Annotated in this window: 25 protein-coding genes and 1 pseudogene; 4 read left to right on the forward strand and 22 right to left on the reverse strand. The window is 49.3% G+C overall.

Annotated features, from left to right (window positions below):
- The 4 genes and pseudogenes from ACO0LG_RS26975 to ACO0LG_RS26990 all read right to left on the reverse strand — a co-directional run.
- Positions 1–145, reverse strand: a pseudogene (locus ACO0LG_RS26975) (sulfotransferase); the annotation flags it as partial.
- A 455-nt stretch (positions 146–600) separates the two neighbouring features.
- Positions 601–1647: a D-alanyl-D-alanine endopeptidase gene (gene pbpG / locus ACO0LG_RS26980; protein ID WP_423031281.1), complete on the reverse strand. Its 1047-nt coding sequence runs from the start codon at positions 1645–1647 to the stop codon at positions 601–603.
- A gap of 182 nt (positions 1648–1829) precedes the next feature.
- Positions 1830–2522, reverse strand: coding sequence for a nitroreductase (locus ACO0LG_RS26985; protein ID WP_423031283.1), 693 nt, complete (start codon positions 2520–2522; stop codon positions 1830–1832).
- On the reverse strand, positions 2519–2959 hold the full coding sequence (locus ACO0LG_RS26990) for an acyl-CoA thioesterase (protein ID WP_423031285.1): 441 nt from the start codon (positions 2957–2959) through the stop codon (positions 2519–2521). Before ACO0LG_RS26990 ends, ACO0LG_RS26985 begins: the two co-directional genes overlap by 4 nt.
- Positions 2960–3321: 362 nt before the next feature.
- Between ACO0LG_RS26990 and ACO0LG_RS26995 the strand changes: the two genes are divergently transcribed.
- Positions 3322–3879: a phasin family protein gene (locus ACO0LG_RS26995; RefSeq protein WP_423031287.1), complete on the forward strand. Its 558-nt coding sequence runs from the start codon at positions 3322–3324 to the stop codon at positions 3877–3879.
- Between the two features lie 101 nt (positions 3880–3980).
- Here ACO0LG_RS26995 and ACO0LG_RS27000 read toward each other — a convergent pair whose 3' ends face one another.
- From ACO0LG_RS27000 to ACO0LG_RS27030, 7 genes are all read right to left on the reverse strand, one after another.
- Positions 3981–4049 (reverse strand): MFS transporter small subunit, encoded by a 69-nt coding sequence (locus ACO0LG_RS27000; protein WP_423031416.1) that lies wholly within the window; start codon positions 4047–4049, stop codon positions 3981–3983.
- Positions 4050–4451: 402 nt separating this feature from the next.
- Positions 4452–5174, reverse strand: a complete 723-nt coding sequence (locus ACO0LG_RS27005) for an ABC transporter ATP-binding protein (protein WP_423031289.1) — start codon at positions 5172–5174, stop codon at positions 4452–4454.
- Positions 5174–5944: an ABC transporter ATP-binding protein gene (locus tag ACO0LG_RS27010; RefSeq protein WP_423031291.1), complete on the reverse strand. Its 771-nt coding sequence runs from the start codon at positions 5942–5944 to the stop codon at positions 5174–5176. Before ACO0LG_RS27010 ends, ACO0LG_RS27005 begins: the two co-directional genes overlap by 1 nt.
- A gap of 11 nt (positions 5945–5955) precedes the next feature.
- A complete protein-coding gene (locus ACO0LG_RS27015; RefSeq protein ID WP_423031293.1) occupies positions 5956–7146 on the reverse strand; it encodes an ABC transporter permease subunit in 1191 nt (396 codons plus the stop codon).
- 11 nt (positions 7147–7157) lie between these two features.
- A complete protein-coding gene (locus ACO0LG_RS27020; protein ID WP_423031295.1) occupies positions 7158–8087 on the reverse strand; it encodes a branched-chain amino acid ABC transporter permease in 930 nt (309 codons plus the stop codon).
- 532 nt (positions 8088–8619) lie between these two features.
- Entirely contained in the window at positions 8620–9558 is a 939-nt protein-coding gene (gene ispH / locus ACO0LG_RS27025; protein WP_423031297.1) for a 4-hydroxy-3-methylbut-2-enyl diphosphate reductase, read from the reverse strand.
- Positions 9559–9567: 9 nt separating this feature from the next.
- Positions 9568–10023: an FKBP-type peptidyl-prolyl cis-trans isomerase gene (locus tag ACO0LG_RS27030; RefSeq protein ID WP_423031299.1), complete on the reverse strand. Its 456-nt coding sequence runs from the start codon at positions 10021–10023 to the stop codon at positions 9568–9570.
- Between the two features lie 96 nt (positions 10024–10119).
- Here ACO0LG_RS27030 and radC point away from each other — a divergent pair, with 96 nt between their 5' ends.
- The 3 genes from radC to rpmG all read left to right on the forward strand — a co-directional run bounded on the left by radC (position 10120) and on the right by rpmG (position 11460).
- Positions 10120–10794 carry a RadC family protein gene (radC, locus tag ACO0LG_RS27035; protein ID WP_423031301.1) on the forward strand — a complete coding sequence of 225 codons (675 nt, stop codon included), beginning with the start codon at positions 10120–10122 and terminating at the stop codon, positions 10792–10794.
- Positions 10795–11030: 236 nt separating this feature from the next.
- Positions 11031–11267, forward strand: a complete 237-nt coding sequence (gene rpmB, locus ACO0LG_RS27040) for a 50S ribosomal protein L28 (RefSeq protein ID WP_110257749.1) — start codon at positions 11031–11033, stop codon at positions 11265–11267.
- Positions 11268–11292: 25 nt separating this feature from the next.
- Positions 11293–11460 (forward strand): 50S ribosomal protein L33, encoded by a 168-nt coding sequence (gene rpmG, locus ACO0LG_RS27045; RefSeq protein ID WP_110257750.1) that lies wholly within the window; start codon positions 11293–11295, stop codon positions 11458–11460.
- Between the two features lie 256 nt (positions 11461–11716).
- On the opposite strand, the gene ACO0LG_RS27050 is transcribed toward rpmG, so the two are convergent.
- The 11 genes from ACO0LG_RS27050 to kdsB all read right to left on the reverse strand — a co-directional run bounded on the left by ACO0LG_RS27050 (position 11717) and on the right by kdsB (position 24003).
- The gene (locus ACO0LG_RS27050; RefSeq protein WP_423031303.1) at positions 11717–12919 is read right to left on the reverse strand and encodes a DesA family fatty acid desaturase; all 1203 of its coding nucleotides are present in this window, start codon (positions 12917–12919) and stop codon (positions 11717–11719) included.
- A 146-nt stretch (positions 12920–13065) separates the two neighbouring features.
- The gene (locus tag ACO0LG_RS27055) at positions 13066–14364 is read right to left on the reverse strand and encodes a mechanosensitive ion channel family protein (protein ID WP_423031305.1); all 1299 of its coding nucleotides are present in this window, start codon (positions 14362–14364) and stop codon (positions 13066–13068) included.
- A 58-nt stretch (positions 14365–14422) separates the two neighbouring features.
- A complete protein-coding gene (locus tag ACO0LG_RS27060) occupies positions 14423–15745 on the reverse strand; it encodes an RsmB/NOP family class I SAM-dependent RNA methyltransferase (protein ID WP_423031307.1) in 1323 nt (440 codons plus the stop codon).
- Positions 15746–15861: 116 nt separating this feature from the next.
- Positions 15862–16467: a phosphoribosylglycinamide formyltransferase gene (purN, locus tag ACO0LG_RS27065; RefSeq protein WP_423031309.1), complete on the reverse strand. Its 606-nt coding sequence runs from the start codon at positions 16465–16467 to the stop codon at positions 15862–15864.
- A gap of 100 nt (positions 16468–16567) precedes the next feature.
- On the reverse strand, positions 16568–16966 hold the full coding sequence (locus ACO0LG_RS27070) for a barstar family protein (RefSeq protein ID WP_423031418.1): 399 nt from the start codon (positions 16964–16966) through the stop codon (positions 16568–16570).
- 26 nt (positions 16967–16992) lie between these two features.
- A complete protein-coding gene (locus tag ACO0LG_RS27075) occupies positions 16993–17370 on the reverse strand; it encodes a ribonuclease (RefSeq protein WP_423031313.1) in 378 nt (125 codons plus the stop codon).
- A gap of 148 nt (positions 17371–17518) precedes the next feature.
- Entirely contained in the window at positions 17519–18733 is a 1215-nt protein-coding gene (locus ACO0LG_RS27080) for a patatin-like phospholipase family protein (RefSeq protein ID WP_423031315.1), read from the reverse strand.
- A gap of 248 nt (positions 18734–18981) precedes the next feature.
- Positions 18982–19740, reverse strand: a complete 759-nt coding sequence (locus ACO0LG_RS27085; RefSeq protein WP_423031317.1) for a 3-hydroxyacyl-CoA dehydrogenase — start codon at positions 19738–19740, stop codon at positions 18982–18984.
- A 190-nt stretch (positions 19741–19930) separates the two neighbouring features.
- Positions 19931–22153 (reverse strand): sodium-translocating pyrophosphatase, encoded by a 2223-nt coding sequence (locus tag ACO0LG_RS27090; RefSeq protein ID WP_423031319.1) that lies wholly within the window; start codon positions 22151–22153, stop codon positions 19931–19933.
- 237 nt (positions 22154–22390) lie between these two features.
- Positions 22391–23047 carry an adenylate kinase gene (gene adk / locus ACO0LG_RS27095; RefSeq protein ID WP_423031321.1) on the reverse strand — a complete coding sequence of 219 codons (657 nt, stop codon included), beginning with the start codon at positions 23045–23047 and terminating at the stop codon, positions 22391–22393.
- Between the two features lie 197 nt (positions 23048–23244).
- Positions 23245–24003: a 3-deoxy-manno-octulosonate cytidylyltransferase gene (gene kdsB, locus ACO0LG_RS27100; protein WP_423031323.1), complete on the reverse strand. Its 759-nt coding sequence runs from the start codon at positions 24001–24003 to the stop codon at positions 23245–23247.

Raw genomic sequence — 24003 nt, forward strand, 5'->3', positions numbered from 1 at the left:
ACTGATGCAGCAAGCTGGTATATAAAGTGCCGACAGGGCTGGTCATCCCGGCATGAAAGCGTGGATTTTGCAGTAACAAAGCAGCCAATAAGGTAGAGCCGGAACGTGGCAGACCAGAGATGAAATGGTAGATCGGAGTAGTCATTATTTGAGGCGGTAAGCCAAACCTGTACAAAGCCTGTATCAACAGAGCAAACTATGAATAGCAATTAAATTGAATGCGCTGTTCAAACGAGATCAATCTACTTCACACCACTGCGCATTTATATCAATATAAAAAGAAACTTATGTGAAAAAGTAGACAAAAGCCCAAACAATACCTGAGAAAGCATTAAATATTTATTCTTTTACAAAATGTAAAATGTTAAATATGGTTAAAACGTGCATTGTTTATGTATGACATCAAAATGTTGGCATCTTTAATGAAAGCTGCATTCCTCAGCGAGACCTCGCAAAATCGCCAGGTTCGCATCTCCCTTTGCCAGATTTTTCAATCACGAAAAGTACAGACAAAAAAATACCCGCCAGTGGCGGGTATCTTAATTTTGCGTATAACAATGCCAGTTTTATTCCTGGCTCTACTTGTTCCTGAGCATCAATTCATACATGCGGCTTGATTGTTTCCAGCCACTTCTTCATGCGGTCTGCGTCTGCCAGGCGTGAATATTTGCCCTTGGAATCGAGAAACACCATGACGATATTGCGGCCTTCAATAATCGCTTGCATGACCAGGCAACGGCCAGCTTCCGCTATATAACCGGTTTTTTGCAGGCCGATTTCCCATGCAGGGTTAATCACCAATTTGTTAGATGTGCCGTATTCCAGGTTTTTCCCACCAGGAGCGACAACATATTTTGAATCAGTAGAATACTGGCGGATGACAGGATGCTGGTAGGCCGCATTCACCAGCTTGACCAAATCACGCGCGCTGGCGCGGTTCTGGCTGGAGAGTCCACTGGAATCCACATAATGTGTATCTGACATGCCCAGTTGTTTGGCTTTGGTATTCATCGCCGTAACAAATGCAGGCAAGCCACCTGGATAATTGCGCCCCAATGCTGACGCGGCACGATTTTCTGAACTCATCAAAGCAATATGCAACATGTCAGAACGCGACAACCTGGCACCGATCTTCAAACGGGAGCTGGTGTTTTTTTCCTTGTCGATATCGTCATTCGTCACTTCTATCTGCTCATCCATGTCTTGGTGAGCTTCTACCACTACCAGGCTGGTCATGAGTTTGGTAATCGAGGCGATAGGCAGGGACACCTCAGAATTTTTCTCGAACAAGACCTTGGAGCTATCCTGGTCAACCACATAGGCCACATTCGACTTCAAATCCAAAGGGTCCTGGGTATTTTTCAAGCCCGCAGTGTCACCCATGCTTGGCCTGTCCGGTACCTCACGTACCAGGGCCACGCGCTCTGTAATGACTTTTCGTTTGCCATGCACCATGACAGTACGCTTGACCAGTTTGCCTGACGCAGTATGAATAATAATTTTCTTATGCGCAGCCACATGCGTCTTGCCATGAGCAGCATGTCTCTTGGACGAATTCTTGTGTGAGTTTGTGGCAGCCAGCGCACTAGCCACTGGCAAGAGTGCGATTAATGAAAAAACCACTGCACATCGGGCAAATTTCACCATCAATGACTCCAGATCAGATATGCCAAAAAGATAGTGCAGTGTAGCAAAATTCGGAAATTCCGCAAGGAAAATAAGGAGTTAGCTGCGCTTATTCATTCGCATCCTTAGACTAAGTTGCAAAAATATTCTGGCTTTTAAACAAATTTCACAATTCAATTTCCAGAAATATTTAATTGTCTTCTTTATTCGATAAATTGGACAAAATCAGCTAGGCTCGCTCTTTCGGTCACCAGACCGTTTTCAATTTTGCTGTGATCGGCATAACCCAGCGACATACCGCATACCAGCATTTCATCTGCAGGCAATTGCAATTGCTCTGCAATGACCTTGTGATATTGAGTGAAGGCTGCCTGTGGGCAGGTATCAAGACTGCGGCCGCGCGCAGCAATCATGATATTTTGCAGGAACATGCCATAGTCCAGCCACGAACCCTGCTCCATGACCCTGTCTATCGTGAATATCAGACCAACCGGCGCATCAAAAAAAGCAAAATTGCGGCCATGTTGGGCATGCATGCCCATCTTGTTTTCACGTCCCAGGCCCAGCAAGGCATATAAATCCCAGCCTACCTTGCGGCGGCGCTCCAGATAAGGTGCAACCCATTTCACCGGGTAATAATTGTATTCTTGCGCATGTCCGCCCTGCCCCTCGCTATTGTGGGCGGCCAGAATGGCATTCGACAAAGCATGCAGGCGGGAACCGGTCAGCACATAGACTTTCCATGGCTGGGTATTGCTGCCGGATGGCGCCCGTGCAGCAACCTCGAGTATGGACTGTATATCCTCACGCGCCACGACCGTTGGCAGAAATGCGCGTATGGAACGGCGCGACGTGATGGCCTCATCAACTACTTGCTGCTTTGCTGACTTAATCATGAGCCTGTTACCTCTATGGTTTGCAAGAGCTGGCGCATGTTGTCAGGGATGGCTGTAGGCCGGCGGCTCACTCTATCCACATAGACATGTACGAAATGCCCCTGAGCGGCAGCCTGGCTTTCGCCGTTCCTGAAAATGCCTACTTCATAGCGTACGCTGGAATTGCCTAATTTGCTGACGCTGACCCCCGCTTCGATCACATCAGGAAAAGCGACCGAAGCCAGATAATTGCACTGGGTCTCTATCACCAGCCCTATAACAGGGCTGTTCTCGATGTCCAGCACAGCATTGCGTATCAGGAATTCGTTGACGACCGTGTCAAACCAGCTGTAATACACGACATTATTAACATGTCCATAAGCATCGTTATCCATCCAACGTGTGGTGATTGCATGAAAATGCTTAAAGTCTTTCCTTATTTTTGCACTTATTGCCATTGTCTCTCCCAGCTATATTCTTGTCACAAAACGAATTGCCTGAACGCAAATCTCCGTGTGAAAGTCTAACATAGGCATGCCACTTCATTTTCTGGTCATAATTGACATACATAATTCCCCAAGGAAAAGTGTTTATGTTTGTTTCCTATTTTACTGACTCGGTATCTGTATCAAATGCTTTAATATCCATAATTATCATATTGCGACGCACAAATTCACCTTGACTTCATTTCGCGAATCAATAAAATATGAATTATTGCATCGCACAATTTCATGGTTTAATAATTAAGTCCAGTGCTGCAACATTCCACTTAGCAATCGCCAGGTTTCTTGTATTCCACTTTCCTACTTAGGAGATGTTCATGTTTACTGCACCCGAACAAATTTCTGTAGCTACTAAAGCCAATTTCGATGCACAACTTGCTCTGTTCACTACATTGACAAGCAAAGCATTTGAAGGCGTTGAAAAATTCATCGAATTGAATTTGAACGCTGTCAAATCCTCTCTGGAAGAAAGCTCTGCTGCAACCAAGCAATTGCTGGCTGCCAAAGACCCACAAGAATTTTTCAATCTGTCCGCAGCCCAAGCCCAGCCTACCGCTGAAAAAGTGCTGGCTTATAGCCGCCACCTGGCAAATATCGCCACCAGCACACAGGCAGAATTCACGCATGCTGCTGAAGCGCAGATCGCTGAGACCAATCGCAAAGTTTTGTCCTTGATTGACGAAGTGTCTAAAAATGCTCCGGCTGGTTCAGAGCAATTTGTGTCCTTGTTCAAGACATCGATAGACAATGCAAACGCCAGCTACGATCACATCAGCAAAACAACCAAGCAAGCAGTTGAAGCGCTGGAAGCCAACCTGAACAATGCAGTTTCTACTGCAACAAAAACCGCAGCACCAAAGGTGGCGAAGAAGTAAGCGCCAGCAGTTGTCACAGCAGGACTCCCCTCCTGCTGCTGCAGGCAGTAAGTAAAAGCCCGGACAATGCCGGGGCTTTTGCTTACACGCACATACTGAGCTTACGCGAACATTGCCATGACTTTCATCGACGTCTGCCACACTCCCCATCCCAGTGGAATGCAGGCCAAAACTCAGTAAAAAATTACTTTTCCAGTCATACTGGGATCAATATGCTTGCTTATATCTTCCACGTTTATATCTTCCACGTTCATGTCTTCCATATTTACTCCTGATCTGATGTGTTCTGATAGTCTTTCAGGTTGCCAATTGCGCATTGATTCCAGCATTTATATCAAGATCAATTATGGAAACATGTTTTTGCAGAAAAATCTGCCGATGACTTTGCGATACTTTGCATTGTCCGCTGACCAGCTTTTAGCGGAGAGTAGAAAGACCTGACACGGTCGGGTTAAAAAATGAAACGAGGTAAAAACAGGCAAAAAAATACCTGCAATCACTCGCAGGTAGTTGAAATGCTCCGGCGCAGATTTGCTGCGCAAGAGACTTACCTTACTTCGTAAAACGTATCGTCACTCACCAAGATAGGCTGCCTGGACTTTAGGATCATTCAGCATGTCCTTGGCATTGCCACTCATGGTAATGGAGCCAGAATCCATCACATAACCACGGTGAGCTGCCTGCAAGGCAAGCTTGGCGTTTTGTTCTACCAGCAGGATGGTAATTCCCTGGGCAGACACATTGCGCACTACTTCAAAAATCTTTTCCACCATGATCGGTGACAGCCCCATGGATGGCTCATCCAACAGCAACAGATTAGGGTGGCTCATCAGGGCGCGTGCCATCGCCAGCATTTGCTGCTCACCACCGGACAAGGTACCAGCCAGTTGTGCAGCACGCTCTTTGAGGCGAGGGAAGACGGCAAACCATTTTTCAACGTCGGCATTGATACCCGCTTTATCATTGCGGATAAATGCACCCATCATCAGGTTTTCCAGAATCGTCATGCGAGTGAAAACACCACGGCCTTCTGGCACCATGGCCAAGTGGTTTTTCACCATCTCGAAAGAACTGACGTTACGGATGGAATTACCCAGGTACACAATCTCGCCTTCAACCTTACAGGCAGGCAGGGTACCCGTGATGGCTTTCAGGGTCGTAGTTTTACCTGCGCCATTGGCGCCGATCAAGGTAATCAATTCACCCTTGTTGACTTCCAGGTCGATACCTTTAACGGCCTTGATGCCGCCGTAAGCAACTTTCAGATTGCTTATCTTTAATACGTTCTCAGCCATTAGTGACCACCTCCCAAATACGCTTCGATAACTGCCGGATTTTTCTGTATGTCTGCTGGCAAACCTTCTGCAATTGGCTTACCGTAATCCAGAACAGTCATCCTGTCACATAATCCCATCATTAATTTGACGTCATGCTCAATCAGCAAAATCGTCTTGCCTTCTGCCTTGATCTTGACCAGCAACTCGCGTAAGGCAAGTTTTTCAGTCGCATTCATACCAGCTGCTGGTTCATCAAGTGCCAGCAGCTTTGGATCTGTTGCCAATGCACGGGCAATTTCCAGGCGGCGTTGATCACCATACGACAGGAACTTGGATGTGCGGCTGGCGAACTGGCCTATGCCAACAAAATCCAGCAACTCCTGCGCACGCTGGCGAATTTCAGCCTCTTCTTTTTTTGCTGCACCATGCCTGAACACAGCACCAAATACACCTTGGTGGGTACGGATATGGCGGCCTACCATGACATTTTCCAGTGCCGTCATTTCACCAAACAGACGGATATTCTGGAAAGTCCTGGCGATGCCTGCCCTGGCCACTTCGTGCGGTGCCGATGGCGAATAAGGCTTGCCTTCGAGTTCAAAGGTCCCGGTATCAGGTTGATACAAGCCAGTGATGACATTAAAAAAAGTGGTCTTGCCTGCACCGTTAGGCCCGATCAGGCCATAAATCTGGCCTTGCTTGATATTGATACCTACATTTGAAAGCGCTTGCAAGCCGCCAAAACGCTTATTCGCACCTTCGATTTTTAAGATAGTTTGTTCAGTCATCTCGATCTTCCTTATGCTGCCGCTTCGTTAGTCTTAGCCATACGGTCTTCGTGCTTGGGCGCAGGCCACAAACCGGCAGGACGATAAAGCATGACACCAACCAGTGTCGCTCCGTAGATCAACTGACGCAAAACTTCATCTTCCAGCCACACTTCACCAAACAATTGCATTTGCAAAGGCTTGACGACATGTCGCAATATCTCAGGCAAGGAGATCAGTGCCACAGCCCCCATGATCACGCCAGGGATATGTCCGATACCACCGACCACGACTGCCGCCAGAACAATGATGGATTCCATCAACGAGAAGGATTCTGGAGAGACGAAGCCCTGGAAGCTAGCAAACATCGCACCAGAGACGCCACCAAAGGAAGCACCCATGGAAAAAGCCAGCAACTTGATATTACGGGTATTGATGCCCATGGCCTTGGCAGCAATCTCATCTTCGCGGATGGCTACCCAGGAGCGGCCAAGACGGGAATCTTGCAAACGGAAAGAAACCAGGACGATACAAATGCACAAGAACAGGAACAGGAAATAATAGGCATTCACCGAAGGCATGCTCATGCCCAGGAAATGTACCGTCGCATTGCTGCCTGGTTCACCAGCCAGTGACACACCAAACACACTGACGGGGTCTATCTTGTTAATGCCCTTGGGTCCGTTAGTAAAATTAATCGGCGCATTCATGTTGTTCATGAAAATACGAATGATTTCACCAAAGCCCAGAGTCACGATCGCCAGGTAATCGCCACGCAACTTCAGGGTAGGCGCACCCAATATTGCACCAAACAGACCTGCTACCGCTGCCGCCAATGGCACAATAAGCCAGACTGACAGATGAATACCGTTTTGAGTGATTTCCTGCCCCAGCACATTGATCAGGAAAGCACCGAAACCAGGATAGCTATCGACGATGGATTCCAGCGCAATGGCAAATTGTGGAGAAGCAAATATACCTGCCAGATAGGCACCTACCGCATAAAACGCGATATAACCCAGGTCAAGCAAACCGGCAAAACCAACCACGATGTTGAGACCCAGGGCCAGCATGATATACAAGAGCACCAGATCAACAATCCTGACCCAGGAATTACCAAAATTGGAAGCAACAAAAGGAAATGCCACCAGGATAACCGCCAGTACGGCGAAACTGGTATAGGCCTTTTGCGGGTTCGCTTTTACATCAAATAATGTAGACATAGATTTTCTCCTTACGCACGATCAGCAACACGTTCACCCATGATGCCGGATGGACGCAAGGTCAATACGATGATCAATACCACGAAGGCAAAGATGTCCTGATAGTGACTTCCCAGAATACCGCCAGTCAGGTCACCGATATAACCGGCACCCAGGCTTTCAATCAGGCCCAGTACGATACCGCCTACCATCGCACCGTAGATATTACCGATACCACCCAGCACCGCTGCGGAGAACGCTTTCAGACCTGGCACAAAACCCATGGCAAACTGTGCAGATGAATAATTTGCCGCCCACATCACGCCAGCAACAGCCGCCAGTGCAGCGCCTATCGCAAAAGTAGCGACAATCACTTTATTGGAATCGACACCCATCAGCCCGGCAACGCGTGGATTTTCAGCAGTGGCACGCATGGCCCTGCCCATCTTGGTTTTTTCTACCAGCAAAACCAGACCAACCATGGAGAGGGTGGCCAATACCAGCAGCAGTATCTGCGTTTGCGAAATCACCGCACCACCGATTTGCACAGGTTCTACTGGCATCACGGAAGGGAAAGGAATAGGACTACGGCCCCAGATCATCATCGCAAAAGTCTGCACCAGAATGGAGACACCAATCGCGGTAATCAGCGGGGCCAATCGCGGTGCATTACGCAAGCGCCGGTAAGCCACACGTTCAATGAGGACATTGACAGCAATACATACAGGGATGGCGCCAAGAATGGCGATAATCAACTTGACTATGCCTGGCAGTTCCGGAGCCACTACCGATAAAAACTTGATGATACTCAAACCAGCCATCGCACCGACCATCAGTACGTCGCCATGCGCGAAGTTAATCAGATTGAGCACACCATAGACCATGGTGTAACCAAGTGCGACCAGGGCATACATGCTGCCAAGCACAAGACCGTTAATAATTTGTTGGATAAAGGTATCCATATTTTGCTTCTCACTTTAAGAACGAAACGAATTTCTGAAAAAACCAGGAGATGAACTGCTTGCCATCTTGCCACCCGAAAGAATCGGGTCACAACACGCAGGTTTCAGCAAAAATCATTCCTGATAAGGAAAGCGGCACCCAGACTGGGTGCCGCCGGAATTCGAACGCGCGCTAGCCAAACAGGCGCGTCATCAAAGTAGAAGCAATAATGGCGTAATCGATGCACATAGTAGAACTCTCCTCAGCAACTTTTGGTAAAAGTTTTTGTAATATATTTTGACTTAAAGGTTATCCCAGTAAAGTCGGCCGGATTATACATAGTTTGCTTGCTCTTCCAGTGGTAAAAAAACCACCGCAAGCTACGTACTTTCCACAAGTGCCGAATACCAGCATACACGTTTTGCCAAGTCCGGCAAATACCGAACTTGATTGTGCCGCAATCTTAAACACGTATTTGCAAAATAAAATATCGAAAACAACAGCCAAAACAAATTTTTTATCAAATTCACTTACTTAAGAGAGTTACAAGCATCAAACTTTTGCTGCAGCCAGGCCTTTAGGCATGGGGAAAGTCACTGCCTCTTCAACGCCATCCAGCGCACGTACACTACGTGCGCCCAGTTGGCGCAAACTGGCAATCACTTCTTGCACCAGCACTTCCGGTGCAGAAGCACCCGCTGTCACGCCTATGCGCAGACTGTTTTCCAACCATTCAGGCTTGATCTGGCTGGCATTATCGACCATATAGGCGGTCACACCTTTCTTCTCGGCGACCTCACGCAGACGGTTGGAATTGGAACTATTCGGGCTGCCAACCACCAATACCAGATCGACTTGCGGCGCCATGAACTTCACCGCTTCCTGGCGGTTGGTCGTGGCATAGCAAATATCTCCCTTTTTTGGTTCACTGATCAAAGGAAAGCGCTTTTTCAGAGCATCTATAATTTCTGCCGTGTCGTCAACAGACAATGTGGTTTGTGACACAAAAGCCAGCATATCTGCATTTTTTACTTGCAGGCTGGCGACATCGGCGACGGTTTCAACCAAATACATACCCGTTTCAGACTGTCCCATGGTTCCTTCAACTTCAGGGTGACCATGGTGGCCTATCATGATAATCTCGCGCCCTTCCTTGCGCATCTTGGCTACTTCTATATGTACCTTGGTCACCAATGGACAGGTCGCATCAAAAATCGTCAAACCTCGGGCCTCAGCATCCTGGCGCACGCTTTGTGAAACACCATGCGCAGAGAATATCAAGGTATTGCCCGGCGGCACGTCTTCGAGCTCCTCAATAAAAATCGCGCCTTTGGTTTTCAAGTCATTCACGACATAAGCGTTATGCACGATTTCATGTCTGACATAAATCGGCGCACCGAATTGTTGCAATGCGCGCTCGACGATTTCGATGGCGCGATCAACACCAGCGCAAAATCCGCGTGGTTGGGCTAATAAGATTTCTTTGTCCATAAGTTTTGATTAAAGAATCCCGATAATTTTTGTTTCAAACAGCACGGTTTGTCCGGCCAGAGGATGATTAAAGTCGAACAATGCACCCTGGTCGTCGATTGCACGCAAGATACCGGCAAACTTGCCGCCAGCAGGCGCGGCAAATTCAACCAGATCGCCAATCACATATTGCTCGCCAAAAGCAGAATTTTCTTTTAGTGTAGCCAGCGACACTCTTTGTATCAAATCCGGGTTGCGCGGCCCAAAGGCTTGTTCCGGTGCCAGCTCCTGGGTGGTATGTGAACCCTCTTCCAGGCCCATTAAAGATGCTTCCAGTTCTGGTGCCAGTTGCCCTGTGCCCAGTTGCAAGGTGGCTGGGCGCTCTTTAAAGGTGCTGAGTATATCTTCACCACCCAGCGTCGCTAGGCGATAATGCAGGGTCAGGTAGGCGTTGGGTGTCACAGTAGGGATTGCATTCGAAGACATGATATGAAGCTGGGCTTATAAGGCTGAGAATCCGATATTGTAAGCCAGCTTTACCTTATGAACAGACAAGGACCAAATTCTATGGAGAAAAGCTAGATGGCGATCAATGAATGGCCAGAAGACCAGCGCCCGCGTGAGCGCCTGATCAAGCATGGAGCAAGTGCTTTATCAGACGCCGAATTACTGGCTGTTTTTCTGCGGGTTGGTGTGAAGGGTAAAAGTGCAGTCGATCTGGGCCGCGATATGATCAAGCACTTTGGCTCACTTTCCGGGCTGTTTGCAGCGAATATGAAAGATTTTTCGTCCATACATGGGCTGGGTGCTGCGAAGTATGCGCAGTTGCAGGCCGTTCTCGAACTGGCCAAAAGGGCAATTTCTGAAGAACTGCAAGAAAACGCCAGCCTTTCCTCACCCCATGCCGTCAAAAATTACCTGCAATTGATGATAGGAAATAAACCACATGAATCTTTTGCCATCCTTTTCCTGGACATCAAAAACCGCTTGATCAAGGCAGAAGAATTATTTCGCGGCACGTTGAGCCACGCCAGCGTTTATCCACGCGAAGTAGTCAAGGCAGCCCTGCAACACAATGCTGCGGCCATTATACTGGCCCACAACCACCCTTCTGGCTCATGCGAGCCCAGTCAGGCGGATATCAACCTCACGCAAACCTTGAAGCAGGCATTGGCACTGGTAGATGTGCGCGTACTGGACCATTTCATCGTCGCCAATCCGAATGTGTATTCTTTTGCAGAACATGGCCTGATTTAAGTATTACGTCTGTCAGGCCAGAGATTTTGCAACATTGAACAGCCAGTGTTGCAGATAAGGCTTGGTTTACATCCGCCGTTTACGCCAGTGTTTACCTGCTGTAAACCCAGGAAAATACAATTGTTAAATCTATTTTTTAAATAAGACACACTTGTTTTTCGCAAGTCGTTGATATTTCATGAGATTTTGTTTATACTTGCGTTTTTCCAATTTCGGAATCGTCTAAGGAGTTAAACATGGCACGTGTCTGCCAAGTGACTGGGAAGGGGCCAATGGTTGGCAACAATGTATCCCACGCTAACAACAAAACAAAACGCCGCTTTTTGCCTAATCTGCAAAATCGTCGCTTTTTCGTAGAATCAGAAAACCGTTGGGTTTCTCTGCGTTTGTCCAATGCTGGTCTGCGCGTCATTGACAAAATCGGCATCGATGCCGTTTTGACTGACATGCGTGCTCGCGGCGAAAAAGTTTAAGCTAAACTATTGTTAGGAAAATATCATGGCTAAATCTGGTCGCGACAAAATCAAGCTGGAATCGACTGCTGGTACAGGTCACTTCTACACAACCTCCAAAAACAAGCGCACTATGCCTGAAAAAATGGAGATCATGAAGTTCGATCCTAAAGCACGTAAGCACGTCATCTACAAAGAAACCAAAATCAAGTAATTCAGATTTGAGTTTTGTAGAAATAAAAAAACCCTGCGCTGCAGGGTTTTTTTATGCCCAACTGGCATAATTTTAAAAATGGCAGCAAGTGCCAATAAAAATCGTTAGATAGTTGAACACAGCGCCATCGGTGTAGTTTTGTGCTGGATTATGACCCGGCGACGATTGAACAACAAATGCATCGTGAAGAGCAAAAAAACGGCACCGAAGTGCCGTTTTTAAGATACTTGAATATGCCAAATTGGCAACTACGCTATCAGGCGTAAGTACGTAGCCTTAACGAGAATTCACGCAGAGTCTGGATGCCGGATGCTTCTGCACGTACACACCAATCCTGCAATTGCTGCACCAGTTGCTCACGGCTGACGGTGGAACGCTCCCAGATCAGGCCCAACTCCACACGCATATCATGCATGGTTTTTAGTGCGCGGCTATGTGCCAGTACCTCAGACAATTGCTGTTGCTGAGGCGCTTCGAGCTTGGTGGGCTCACGCTGCAACAATTTCTTGGTCGATTTGAGCATGTGCGCCTCGAACATGGCTTTCTCGCGCAAGCTTGCTACTTCCTCACGCCAGGCGCGGCGCAGGGACTTGGTGTATTTCGCCATCACGTCATAGCGGTTGGTGATTACAGCTTGCAGGGTTTCCAGATCAACGACAGTCTTGATTTCCTTGAACTTGGGTTCAGGAGCGACTTTCTTGACCTTGGCCAGACCTACAATTTCCATGCAGCGGATATACAACCAGCCAATATCGAACTCATACCATTTGGACGACAATTTGGCTGATGTACCAAATGTATGGTGGTTGTTGTGCAACTCTTCGCCACCGATCAGGATGCCGAAGGGCAAGATATTACGTGAGGCATCAGTACAATCATAATTGCGGTAACCCCAGTAGTGACCGATACCGTTGATGATGCCAGCCGCGGTAATAGGTATCCACAACATCTGTACAGCCCAGACTGTCGTACCAATTACACCAAACAGCATGAGGTCAATAATCAACATCAGGGCAACGCCCTGCCAGCTAAAGCGGGTGTAAACATTACGTTCCATCCAGTCGTCCGGCGTGCCATGACCATACTTTTCCATGGTTTCCAGATTTTTGGATTCTGCACGATACAGTTCTGCACCTTCAAGCAAGACTTTTTTGATACCGCGTGTTACCGGGCTATGCGGATCTTCTTCAGTTTCGCATTTAGCATGGTGCTTGCGGTGAATCGCTGCCCATTCCTTGGTGACCTGCCCAGTCGTCAGCCACAACCAGAAACGGAAGAAATGGCTGGGAATAGCATGCAATTCCAGGGCACGGTGTGCCTGGCAGCGGTGCAGGAATATCGTCACACTGGCAATCGTGATGTGGGTCACAACCATAGTAAAAATAAACACCTGCCAGCCCGTTGCACGGGTCAGGCCATTGGACAGAAAATCAACTACTGTATCGATAAAAGTGCTCAAAATGACATGTACTCCATTGTTATTGACGGCATCTTGGTTGATTCCGCAAAAACGCAATCAACTCTTTTCATTATAGACATCGGACGGCATTGTACGCGTTTTTAGAGGAATCATCCCAATTCTAAAACTAATATTATTGCCTGGCTTCAAGTTTCTTTAAGTGGACTGTTAATTATGGTCACAACCCTTTGACCATAGGGCAAATTCACTTTGTGTTCTTGCAAAACCTGCCACAAAGCAAGATTAACAGCAGACATGACGCTGGAGCGACCATTTTCAGGGTCGGCAATCCAGAAGCCTACCCGCAGCTCAAAGCCGTCGGCACCAAACTTCAGCAAATAAGCAGTAGGGGCAGGGGCTTTGCAAACACGCTCTACCGTGGCTGCTGCCTGGCCAAGTATGGGCATGATCTTGTCGAGTTCAGTTTCATAACCTACTGTCATATCCGTCCACATTGCCACAGTTCTGTCGCTTAGTGAATAGTTTTGCACGGGTGTGGAGACCAGCATTTCATTGGGAATAACAGCTTCGCCACCATCCTGGCCTTGCAATACTGTGTAGCGGGTATTGATTTGGGTCACCCGTCCGCTGAATTTATCTACCGTGATCATGTCACCTATGGACATGCTACGGTCAAGCAAAATAATGAAACCGGAAACATAACTGCTGGTAATTTTTTGCAAACCAAAACCCAACCCTACGCCGAGGGCGCCACCAAAGACGGACAAGACCGTCAGGTCTATGCCAACCAGTGTCAGACTGATGAGTATGGCCAGCAGAATAAACATCGCCCTGCCGACGCGAGACAGGACTACTTTCAATGAAGTATGTGCATTTGGCAAGGACATGAGGCGCGTTTCCAGCGCCGCACTTGCCCACATGGCGACGACCAGAGTAACCACGACCGAGGCCACTGCTTGCAGTATGGTCAGTAGTGTTACCTTGTTTTTACCTATGGGTAGAGAGACCTCGTCCAGACCGGTGAATAATTCCTGGCCCAGGCCGGTGAAATGCAATACCACACCCAGCCAGACCAGGCCGGCAAAGAGCTTTTCAAATGCCGCGAGGAAGCTACCTATGGAACCATCACGGGCAAAGGTTTGCCGCACAACGTAAAAAGCAAAGCGTATCAATGCCAGTGAGCCGATGATGGGAAATAGCAAAGACAGCAAATGCGTATGCAGCCATTTGCCTAAAATCATTTTTGCGATCAGGATAAAAATCATCGCCAGAGTTGGCGAGAGTACACGGGCAAAACTTTCCACACCCAGTTTTACCACATCAGAGTCTGTGTCTTTGGCAGTAAAGCCGCGCCTGAGTGCGCGCGACAACAACCAGGCGAGGCTAAAACACAGGGCGACCGCCCCTACTTGCCAATAAAAATCAGGCTGACCTAAATCTTTCGATAAGTCAGACAATAAGCTGGCAAGTAAAGGCGTACTCATGGAGCGTAGTCAGGAACAATGAAATGGATGATTAAATTAAACTACCTCAGCGCGCGAATTAAGTCTCTTCTGCTTCTGGAGTGACTACATCTGTTGCGCCTTCTTCGGGCACAACTTTGGCTGGGGCTTTTTTACGTTCCATTATCGCTGCAAAGAAACCGTCGGTCTGATGCAGATGCGGGTAGAGCTTCAGATAGTCACCCATTTCCAGATCCACTTTTTGCTCGGCCAATACCTGTGAAGCAGGTACCAGTACATAGTCTGTGTGTTCAGCAAGGAAAGCCTGGACGATGCCTTCATTTTCTTCATCGAGGATACTACAGGTCGCGTATACCAGACGACCACCTGGCTTGACCATGCGCGCAGCGCTGGCCAGGATGGAAGCCTGTTTGACATTGAGTTCAGCGACACCAACCGGTGTCTGGCGCCATTTGACATCAGGATTACGGCGCAAGGTACCCAGGCCACTACAAGGCGCATCAACCAGCACGCGGTCCAGTTTGCCTGCCAGACGCTTGATCTTGGCATCTTTTTCATGTGCAATGACGACTGGATGTACATTCGACAAACCACTACGCGCCATGCGTGGCTTCAGTTTGGCCAAGCGTTTTTCAGAAATATCAAAAGCGTACAAGCGGCCTGTGTTGCGCATCAATGCGCCCAGTGCCAATGTCTTGCCACCGGCACCCGCGCAAAAGTCAGCTACCATTTCACCGCGTTTGGCACCCACCAGTTGTGCCAGCAACTGACTGCCTTCGTCCTGCACTTCTATCGTGCCATCTTTAAACAAAGGCAGATTCTGGATGGACGGCTTTTTGCGCACCCGCAAACCTGTGCTTGAATACGGTGTAGGTTCAGCGATGATAGGTGCTTGCGCCAATGTAGTGATGACGGTTTCACGGTCACCTTTGATCGTATTGACGCGCAGATCCAGTGGTGCCGGAGTATTGAGCGACATGGCCAGTGCCAGCGCATCTTCTTCACCAAAACGCTCCACCAGTTTTGTCCACAGCCATTCTGGCAGATTGGCTTTCATTATCAAAGGCAGGTGCGTACGGTCGATTTCCATGACGCGTTGCAGCCATGCGGTTTCATCGTCGGTCAAACCACCCAGGGAATCTACGCCAACTGCATCGGCGAGGCCCAGCAAGCTCAGGCGGCGCATGGGCGAACCAATACCGGACTCGGAAAAATTGGTGTACACCGATTTATTGCGTAGCAGGCCATAGACAGCCTCCGCAACCACGCCGCGCTCGCGCGAACCCAGGCGTGGGTGATCACGAAAGTAACGCGACAAAGTGCCATCTGCCGGGCCGGTAAAACGCAAAATCTCACGTAATACTTCTTCGGTATTGACGAGTATGGCTGGAGGTAATCTCATGCTGCTTCCTTCTAATATGCTGACGTGGTCCGGACGGACCAAATTACTATATAGTGTTGACTAATGCTCACGCAAAACCACGCTAGCAGTCTTGGTGATGCTTACTAATTAATTTATTAATTACTGATATGAACACGGTTGCCGTCTATGCGCAATTTGCCTTCGACAAACTGCAATACGGCGCGTGGGTAAATCTGGTGCTCTTGCTCAAGGACCTTGTGCGACAGTGTGTCTTCTGTATCGTCGTAAAGCACCGGCACAACCGCTTGCGCGACGATAGGACCATGATCGAGCTCGGCAGTCACAAAATGCACGGTCACGCCATGCACTTTAACGCCCGCATCAATTGCCTGCTGATGAGTAGCCAAACCGACAAAGCTAGGTAACAGCGATGGATGGATATTCAACATCCTGCCTGCATAATGCTCGACAAAGCCTGCCGTCAATATACGCATGAAACCGGCCAAAACGACCAGATCGGGTGCAAATTCGTCTATTTTTGCCTGCAAAGCAGCATCAAATGCATCACGCGTAGCAAATTGCTTACTGACGACTACTGCCGTTGGTATCCCACGGCTGGCGGCATATTCCAGGCCACCTGCATCGGCACGATTGCTGATAACGGCAGCGATTTGCGCTGGCCATTGCTGTTTTGCTGCGGCTTCAACAATGGCTTGCATGTTGCTGCCACGACCAGAAATGAGGATAACAATCTTTTTCATGGCGGCATTGTACCGCTGACAGGGGCCTAGCCCCAAATAAAAATGCCGATAATTACTTACCGGCACTTATTATACAAGGTATTAAAATACCATCGAAATACTATTCGAAAGAGTAGAACACGCGGAAAGCGACTTTTCTGTCAGCCCAAAAATCGGCTGCGTCACGGAAAACGTCCAGCAGCGTCTCGCGTGCTTCCTTGTCAAATTTTTGCGTATTTGGCAATTGCTCAAGCACGATTAAAAAGCCTGGTTGCGGACCAGCCTTGTAAATCATATCAGTCAGACAATCTGACAAGGCATCCAGATTACGGCACATAGGCTTGGGAAAGCCAAAGGATAAAGCAATCTTGCCCAGCACCTGTTGCTTTGTTAAAGCCTCCAGGCAATAGGCATACAGGAAATGCTGGCCCAGCTTGCCTGCTTCAGCCTGTAAATCCGGCACACGAAAAGCACGTATCGATTGCACCACGTTTGGTGCAACCGTCGCCAACAATTCCATTTCTCCCTCGGTTGCTGAGATCATATTTACTCTTTAATTCTGCGAAAACTCTCGTAATGGTCTTCCGTGTAATAGTATTCACCCGAAGTTTGCGGGTTTGCTCCGGCAATAATACGACGCACGCCACGGTTGCGGGCGCGCGGCGTCTTTACCGTATATTCATGATAGTAACCACGCTTTTGCTTCGGCAATCTGGATTCATAATTGCCGAACACAACGCCATCCTTGTCATAAGGAAATGGGCCGCCCTGCTTGATGAGCGTCAGCGTTGTCTGTGCTTCTTTAGGCAATTCGGCCAGCGCCACCAGTCCCAAATCATGTGGGCTTTTGGCAAAGCTGGTTGTAGCCAGCAAAGCAAGCGTCAGGAATACCAGCCATTTTTTAAAAAATGTTGGATTTATCATTATGTTGTCTATCCGCACACGCTTAAACAGCGCATAGAGTAACGGTTTGTCGATGATGAATCAACCATTGTTGCAGATGTTACAATATATTAATTCATGCGCCTGTCACATTTCCGACAAAATTCCTTGAGGCAATGTTGCGCTGAAATCAAGCTAATCGCACTGACGCGCGTACTTTTGTATCAACCCCAAAGAAGTGCAAGACATCATCCACCCTGGCACGGGTATCACGTCGCCCAAGTGCAATCAATTCTTTGGTATAAGTCGATTCAAATAGCAGATAAGATGCCAATGCCGAGCCGCGCGCCTCGGTAGCGCCTATGCCGCCCAGCATGGTGCGCACAGGTAAAGGCAGACTGTTGGTATGGCGGCTGGCAATTTCATCGAGCCGCTCTGAAGGTGCGATAACCAGTAAATCCACCGGGCGCAAAGGTGTTTTCTCCAGCAATTCCGGCGGCAACATCGACAAGGTCTTGTTGATGCGCATCAGCCTTTCTATATCCACGGCAAGGCTATCAAGAAAAATGCTGGACAAGGCATGACCGGCAATTTGCGCCAGGCTGGGATAACGTGCCGTTTCAGTACTGACACTGGGTGGCTCAGTCAAACGACCAGCGCCGACGATCAAGACCTTTTGCGCCCCCAGATGGATGGCAGGCGATATCGGCGCCAGCTGGCGCATGGAACCATCACCACAATATTCCATACGCCCGCCCCAGTTCAACGGCACGGCAGGAAAAATAAAAGGAATGGCAGCAGATGCAAGCAAATGCTGAACGCCGATAAAATCACGCTGCGCCAGACGCTGACTCCTGACCCAGGGTTCAATATCTGCCAGAGTCTGGTAAAAAGTCAGATGCTGACCAGCAGTATAAGAAGATGCCGTGACCGCCAGCGCATGCAAGCTGCCATTGTTGAATGCAGCATCCAGGCTACTCAGATCCAGCATGCGGCTTAACAGCGCTTCCAGTGGAGAATTATCCAGCAGTGAGTTGGGCGGTGCTTTGCGCCATTTGTTCAACAACCAGCCAAACGACCACAATGTCAGCCAGCGCGCGCCGCTGCGCATGACACCCAGTGAATCGGCCCGGTACACCTGCGCCGCTTCAAAGTTTTCCCAGATATGCAGCATGCGCCCCACTGCATCAGCAAAATTATCAGCCCCGCAAGCTAACGAGGTCGCATTGATCGCCCCTGCCGAGGTACCGCAGATAATGCCAAACGGATTGCTGGCAGGATGCCAGCCGGACTCCACCAGAATAGTCGAAATCTCATGTAGCACCCCAACCTGATAGGCCGCACGCGCCCCACCACCCGTCAAGATCAATCCTGTTCCCGCATTATTACTCGTTTGTGTAGGCATAAAAAAAGGGCAAATCCAGATTTGCCCTAGTGTAGTAGTCCCCTAGCAATTTGTCATGCTGCACGGCACAGTGAAAGAATCATGCTCTGCAAATACAACAGCAATTTTTTTGTCAGCACACTGAGGCTCGTGAAGCGTTGAGAAAGCGTAGCGAGCGCCACGAGTTTGAGTTAAGAAGCGCAGTCGTACTTAAGTACGACGAGCATCGCAGGCTCAAAATCGTGACGCGCAGTAGCTTTATCAACGTTTCACTTGGGTTGCATGCGAATGGCGCCGTCTAAACGGATAGTTTCCCCATTCAACATCACATTCTCAATAATCGACTTGGCCAGATTCGCATACTCATCCGGTTTGCCAAGGCGCGGAGGAAACGGCACCATCTTGCCCAGCGCGTCCTGCACTTCTTGCGGCATGCCCAGCAGCATCGGTGTTTCAAAAATGCCAGGTGCAATCGTCATGACGCGAATGCCGCTACGTGACAAATCGCGTGCCATAGGCAGGGTCAGGCCAACGACTGCTGCCTTGGAAGAAGCATAGGCTGCCTGGCCAATCTGACCATCATAAGCAGCGACGGATGCTGTGTTGATGATGACACCACGCTCACCATGCTCGGCAGCTTCGGTCTTACCCATGGCATCTGCTGCCAGACGGCACATATTGAAAGTACCAATCAGATTGATATTGACCACACGCTGGAACACATCCAGCGGATGCGGGCCATCTTTACCAACGGTCTTGATCGCTGGAGCAACGCCAGCGCAATTCACCAGACCACGCAGAGTGCCCAGAGTAGCAGCCGCCTCGACGACAGCTTTGCCATCTGCCTCGGAAGTGACATCGCATTTGACAAACTTGCCACCCAGCTCAGCAGCGAGTGTTTCACCGGCTTCTACCTGCACATCTGCCAGCACGACCTTGCCGCCATTGGCAACGATCATTCTTGCCGTAGCTGCACCCAGGCCGGAAGCACCACCAGTAATAATAAATACATGATTTTGAATTTGCATGTTTGTCTCTCCAAGTTTAAAGATGAATCGGGAATGAACAGTATTGAATCCGCAGCACAATGCCGCTTACGTTTACGTTAACGTCACATAGTCCTATTGTAGCGAATAATTGTACGAAGCTAAAAGTAAAAAAGTGGCGGCAAAAATTGCCACCACTTTTCAAACTACAGATCAAGCCCTGCAAAAGCAATTACTTGCTGGCAGGTGCGGCTTCTTGCATAGCCGGCGGCTCAGGCGCCACCATGGGAGCAGATACGGAGGCGGACGCTGGTGCAGGTACCAATACAGGCACTGATGCTGAGGTAGATGCCGCCGGTGCGGCCGACTGCACTACCGGCATCGTCGGCGTTGCATGCTTGGCAACTTCATTCGTGCCAACCGCAGGCAAGATAGGCACTAGCAGCAAAGCGACAATATTGATGATCTTGATCAGGGGGTTAATGGCGGGGCCAGCGGTATCCTTGTATGGATCACCAACAGTATCACCCGTTACGGCAGCCTTGTGCGCTTCTGACCCTTTGCCACCAAAGTGACCATCCTCTATATATTTCTTGGCATTGTCCCATGCACCACCACCGGTAGTCATGGAGATAGCGACAAACAAGCCAGTGACAATAGTCCCCATCAACAAGCCACCAAGCGCAGCTGGCCCCAACAGCATGCCAACCAGAATAGGCACGATGACAGGCAGCAGCGATGGAACAATCATTTCCTTGATAGCAGATGTCGTCAGCATATCAACTGCCTTGTCATACTCAGGCTTGCCTGTGCCATCCATGATGCCCTTGATTTCCTTGAACTGGCGGCGCACCTCCACCACTACGGCACCGGCAGCACGACCTACGGCCTCCATCGCCATGGCACCAAACAGGTAGGGAATCAAGCCACCGATGAACAGGCCGACGATGACTTGTGGATTGGACAAATCAAACGAAGTGCTCTTGCCGACAGAATCCAGCGCGTGGGTGTAATCGGCAAACAGCACCAGTGCAGCCAGACCAGCAGAACCTATGGCATAACCCTTGGTGACAGCCTTGGTAGTATTACCGACCGCATCCAGCGGATCAGTAATCGCACGCACTGAAGCAGGCATTTCTGACATCTCGGCAATACCACCAGCATTGTCAGTGATAGGACCATAGGCATCAAGCGCTACGATGATGCCCGCCATCGACAACATGGAAGTTGCCGCAATGGCGATGCCGTACAAACCGGCGAGATGGAAAGAGACAAGAATGGATGCACATACGGCCAGCACTGGCCAGGCCGTTGACTTCATCGACACACCCAGGCCGGCAATGATGTTGGTACCATGCCCTGTAGTAGATGCCTCAGCCACATGCCGTACAGGCTTGAAATCTGTGCCCGTATAGTACTCAGTGATATACACCATCAGGCCAGTGAGCACGATACCCACCAGTGACGAGCCCATCATCTTCATGCGCATGGCTTCATCAGGCCATACTTGCCAGGTAACGACAGCAAAACCGACCAGCGACAAACCTGCAGCCCACCACAAACCTGTGTACAAGGCAGACATGATTTTCTTGCCAGGCTTGGCTTTCACCATGGAGCAACCAACGATGGAAGCCAGGATGGAAACAGCACCGAGCAATAAAGGATAAACAATCGCTTCTGTGACATTGCTGGTGATCACCAGCGCCCCCAGCAACATGGTAGCGATCAGTGTCACGACATAGGTTTCAAACAAGTCAGCGGCCATACCAGCGCAGTCGCCAACATTGTCGCCGACATTATCAGCAATCACGGCAGGGTTACGCGGGTCATCTTCAGGGATACCTGCTTCGACCTTACCAACGAGATCAGCACCAACGTCAGCACCCTTGGTAAAAATGCCGCCGCCAAGACGGGCGAAGATGGAAATCAGCGAGGCACCAAAAGCCAGGCCTATGAGGGGTTTGATGACATCATGCTGTGTCAGCGTACTGCCGGCAGCATTCATGACCAATACCCAGTAGAAGATCGTCACACCGAGCAAACCCAGGCCGACGACCAGCATGCCGGTGATGGCGCCACCACGGAAAGCCACATCCAGCGCCTCATTCATGCCCTTTGTTGCTGCCTGCGCAGTTCTGACATTTGCCCTCACTGAGACATTCATGCCAATGAAGCCGCAGGCACCTGACAAGACCGCACCAATCAGGAAACCGATAGCAGTAATCAAGCCCAGGCCAGGAATGGCAGCAACGGCAATAAACAACACCACGCCAACAATGGCAATGGTGCGGTACTGTCGCGCCAGATAAGCGGCTGCACCTTGCTGGATCGCGGTAGCGATTTCCTGCATGCGTACATTACCGGCATCTTGCTTCAGGATCCAGCTGCGCGATATCAAACCATATAGTACGGCGATGACGCCACAGGCAATGACAAACCAAAGACTTGTTACCATGTTGACTCCTCCAATGTTATAGGCATGCTGGCCTTGTGGGCGCATGCATTTTTTTAACGACAAAGTAAAACAACGACCATTCTTCATTTTCCAGACCCTGACGCCAGACTGCCTTGCATCAAATGACAAAAATGAATCCTGCACACTGCGAAACTTTTACGTAGCCCATATTTTTGGAGAAACAGGCTGGGGCTTAGCCATAAAAAAAGCGGACATTGCAGTCCGCTTTTATCTTACTTATTCAGCCAGCGCCGCAAATGCGCTGTCGCGGATGGACTCTACCGGTCCGACACCAGCAATCTTGCGATATTTGGGGGCGCCTGGTTTGCCAGACTTGGCCCAATCACCATAGTAAGACAATAGGATTTCAGTTTGTTCGTGATACACGGATAAACGCCTCTTGACGGTTTCTTCCTTGTCATCAGGACGTTGCACCAGTTCTTCACCAGTCACATCATCCTTGCCCTCAACTTTTGGTGGATTGAATTTGACGTGGTAAGTACGACCAGAACCTGGATGGACACGACGGCCACTCATGCGGTCGATGATAGCTTCATCCGGTACATTGATTTCAAGTACATAGTCTATCGTCACGCCAGCATCTTTCATCGCATCCGCTTGTGGTGTAGTGCGAGGAAAACCGTCGAACAGATAACCATTGGCGCAATCAGGCTGTGTCAGTCTGTCTTTGACCAGACCGATGATGATGTCATCAGATACCAGTCCACCGGTATCCATGACTTTTTTTGCTTCCAGACCCAAAGAGGTACCAGCAGCGATGGCTGCACGCAACATGTCACCAGTAGAGATTTGAGGAATATTGTATTTTTCTTTGATATAAGTAGCTTGTGTACCCTTGCCGGCACCCGGCGCTCCCAACAAAATAAGACGCATGTTAAATTTCCTAAGACGAGTTTGAATTTTTTGTGCCTGTGTTATCAAAACATGACAGCCAGTGGTTTCATGGCAGGCACGGCTCTTTTTTGCTTTTCTTATTTAGCTTGATAACACAGTTTCTTTTCACGAAACTTACCACAATTTTCGCAATTCTTGATGCTTTGCCACGAAAACTTGGGGTTTTGCCCGTTTTTTTATTTCTTATCCATAAAAAATTGCCGGACACGTTCCAGATCTTCTGCCGTATCCACCCCTGGCGCGGGGCTGGAGCCGGTCACATGAACCGCGATGGCATAGCCATGCCACAAAACCCGCAACTGCTCCAAGGCCTCAATTTGTTCCAGTGGAGAAACGGCTAGTTGCGGATATTTTTTTAAAAAATCGTTGCGGTAGGCATACAAACCGATATGGCGTAAAGGCGCATAAGCGGGTGGAAACTGCTCGCGACTGACAGCAAATCCATCCCTATGCCAGGGGATGGTGGCGCGTGAAAAATACAGGGCGCGGCCATGCTTGTCTAATACCACCTTGACGACATTGGGATTAAAGCCATCTTCCACAGCATGGATAGGATGGGCTGCAGTCGCCATCGGCACATCAGCATTGACCAGTGCCGCTGTTGCTGCGATCAGGGCCGGATCTATCAATGGCTCATCACCCTGCACATTGACGACAACCGCATCGTCCGCCAGGTTCATATTGGCGGCGACTTCAGCAATGCGGTCGGTGCCTGAGGGGTGATCTGCCCGTGTCATGCAAACAGGCACGCCATGCGCATTACAAGCTGCGACGATGTCGGCATGGTCAGTAGCTACCATGATGGCACTGGCACCAGACAGCAAAGCCTGCTCGGCAGTACGCACCACCATGGGTTTGCCGCCTATGTCTGCCAGCGGTTTATTGGCTAAACGGCTGGAGGCCAGCCGGGCCGGAATAATAGCGATAAAACTCAT

The organism is Undibacterium sp. Ji42W (assembly GCF_049340405.1).
Classification (GTDB): Bacteria; Pseudomonadota; Gammaproteobacteria; order Burkholderiales; family Burkholderiaceae_D; genus Undibacterium.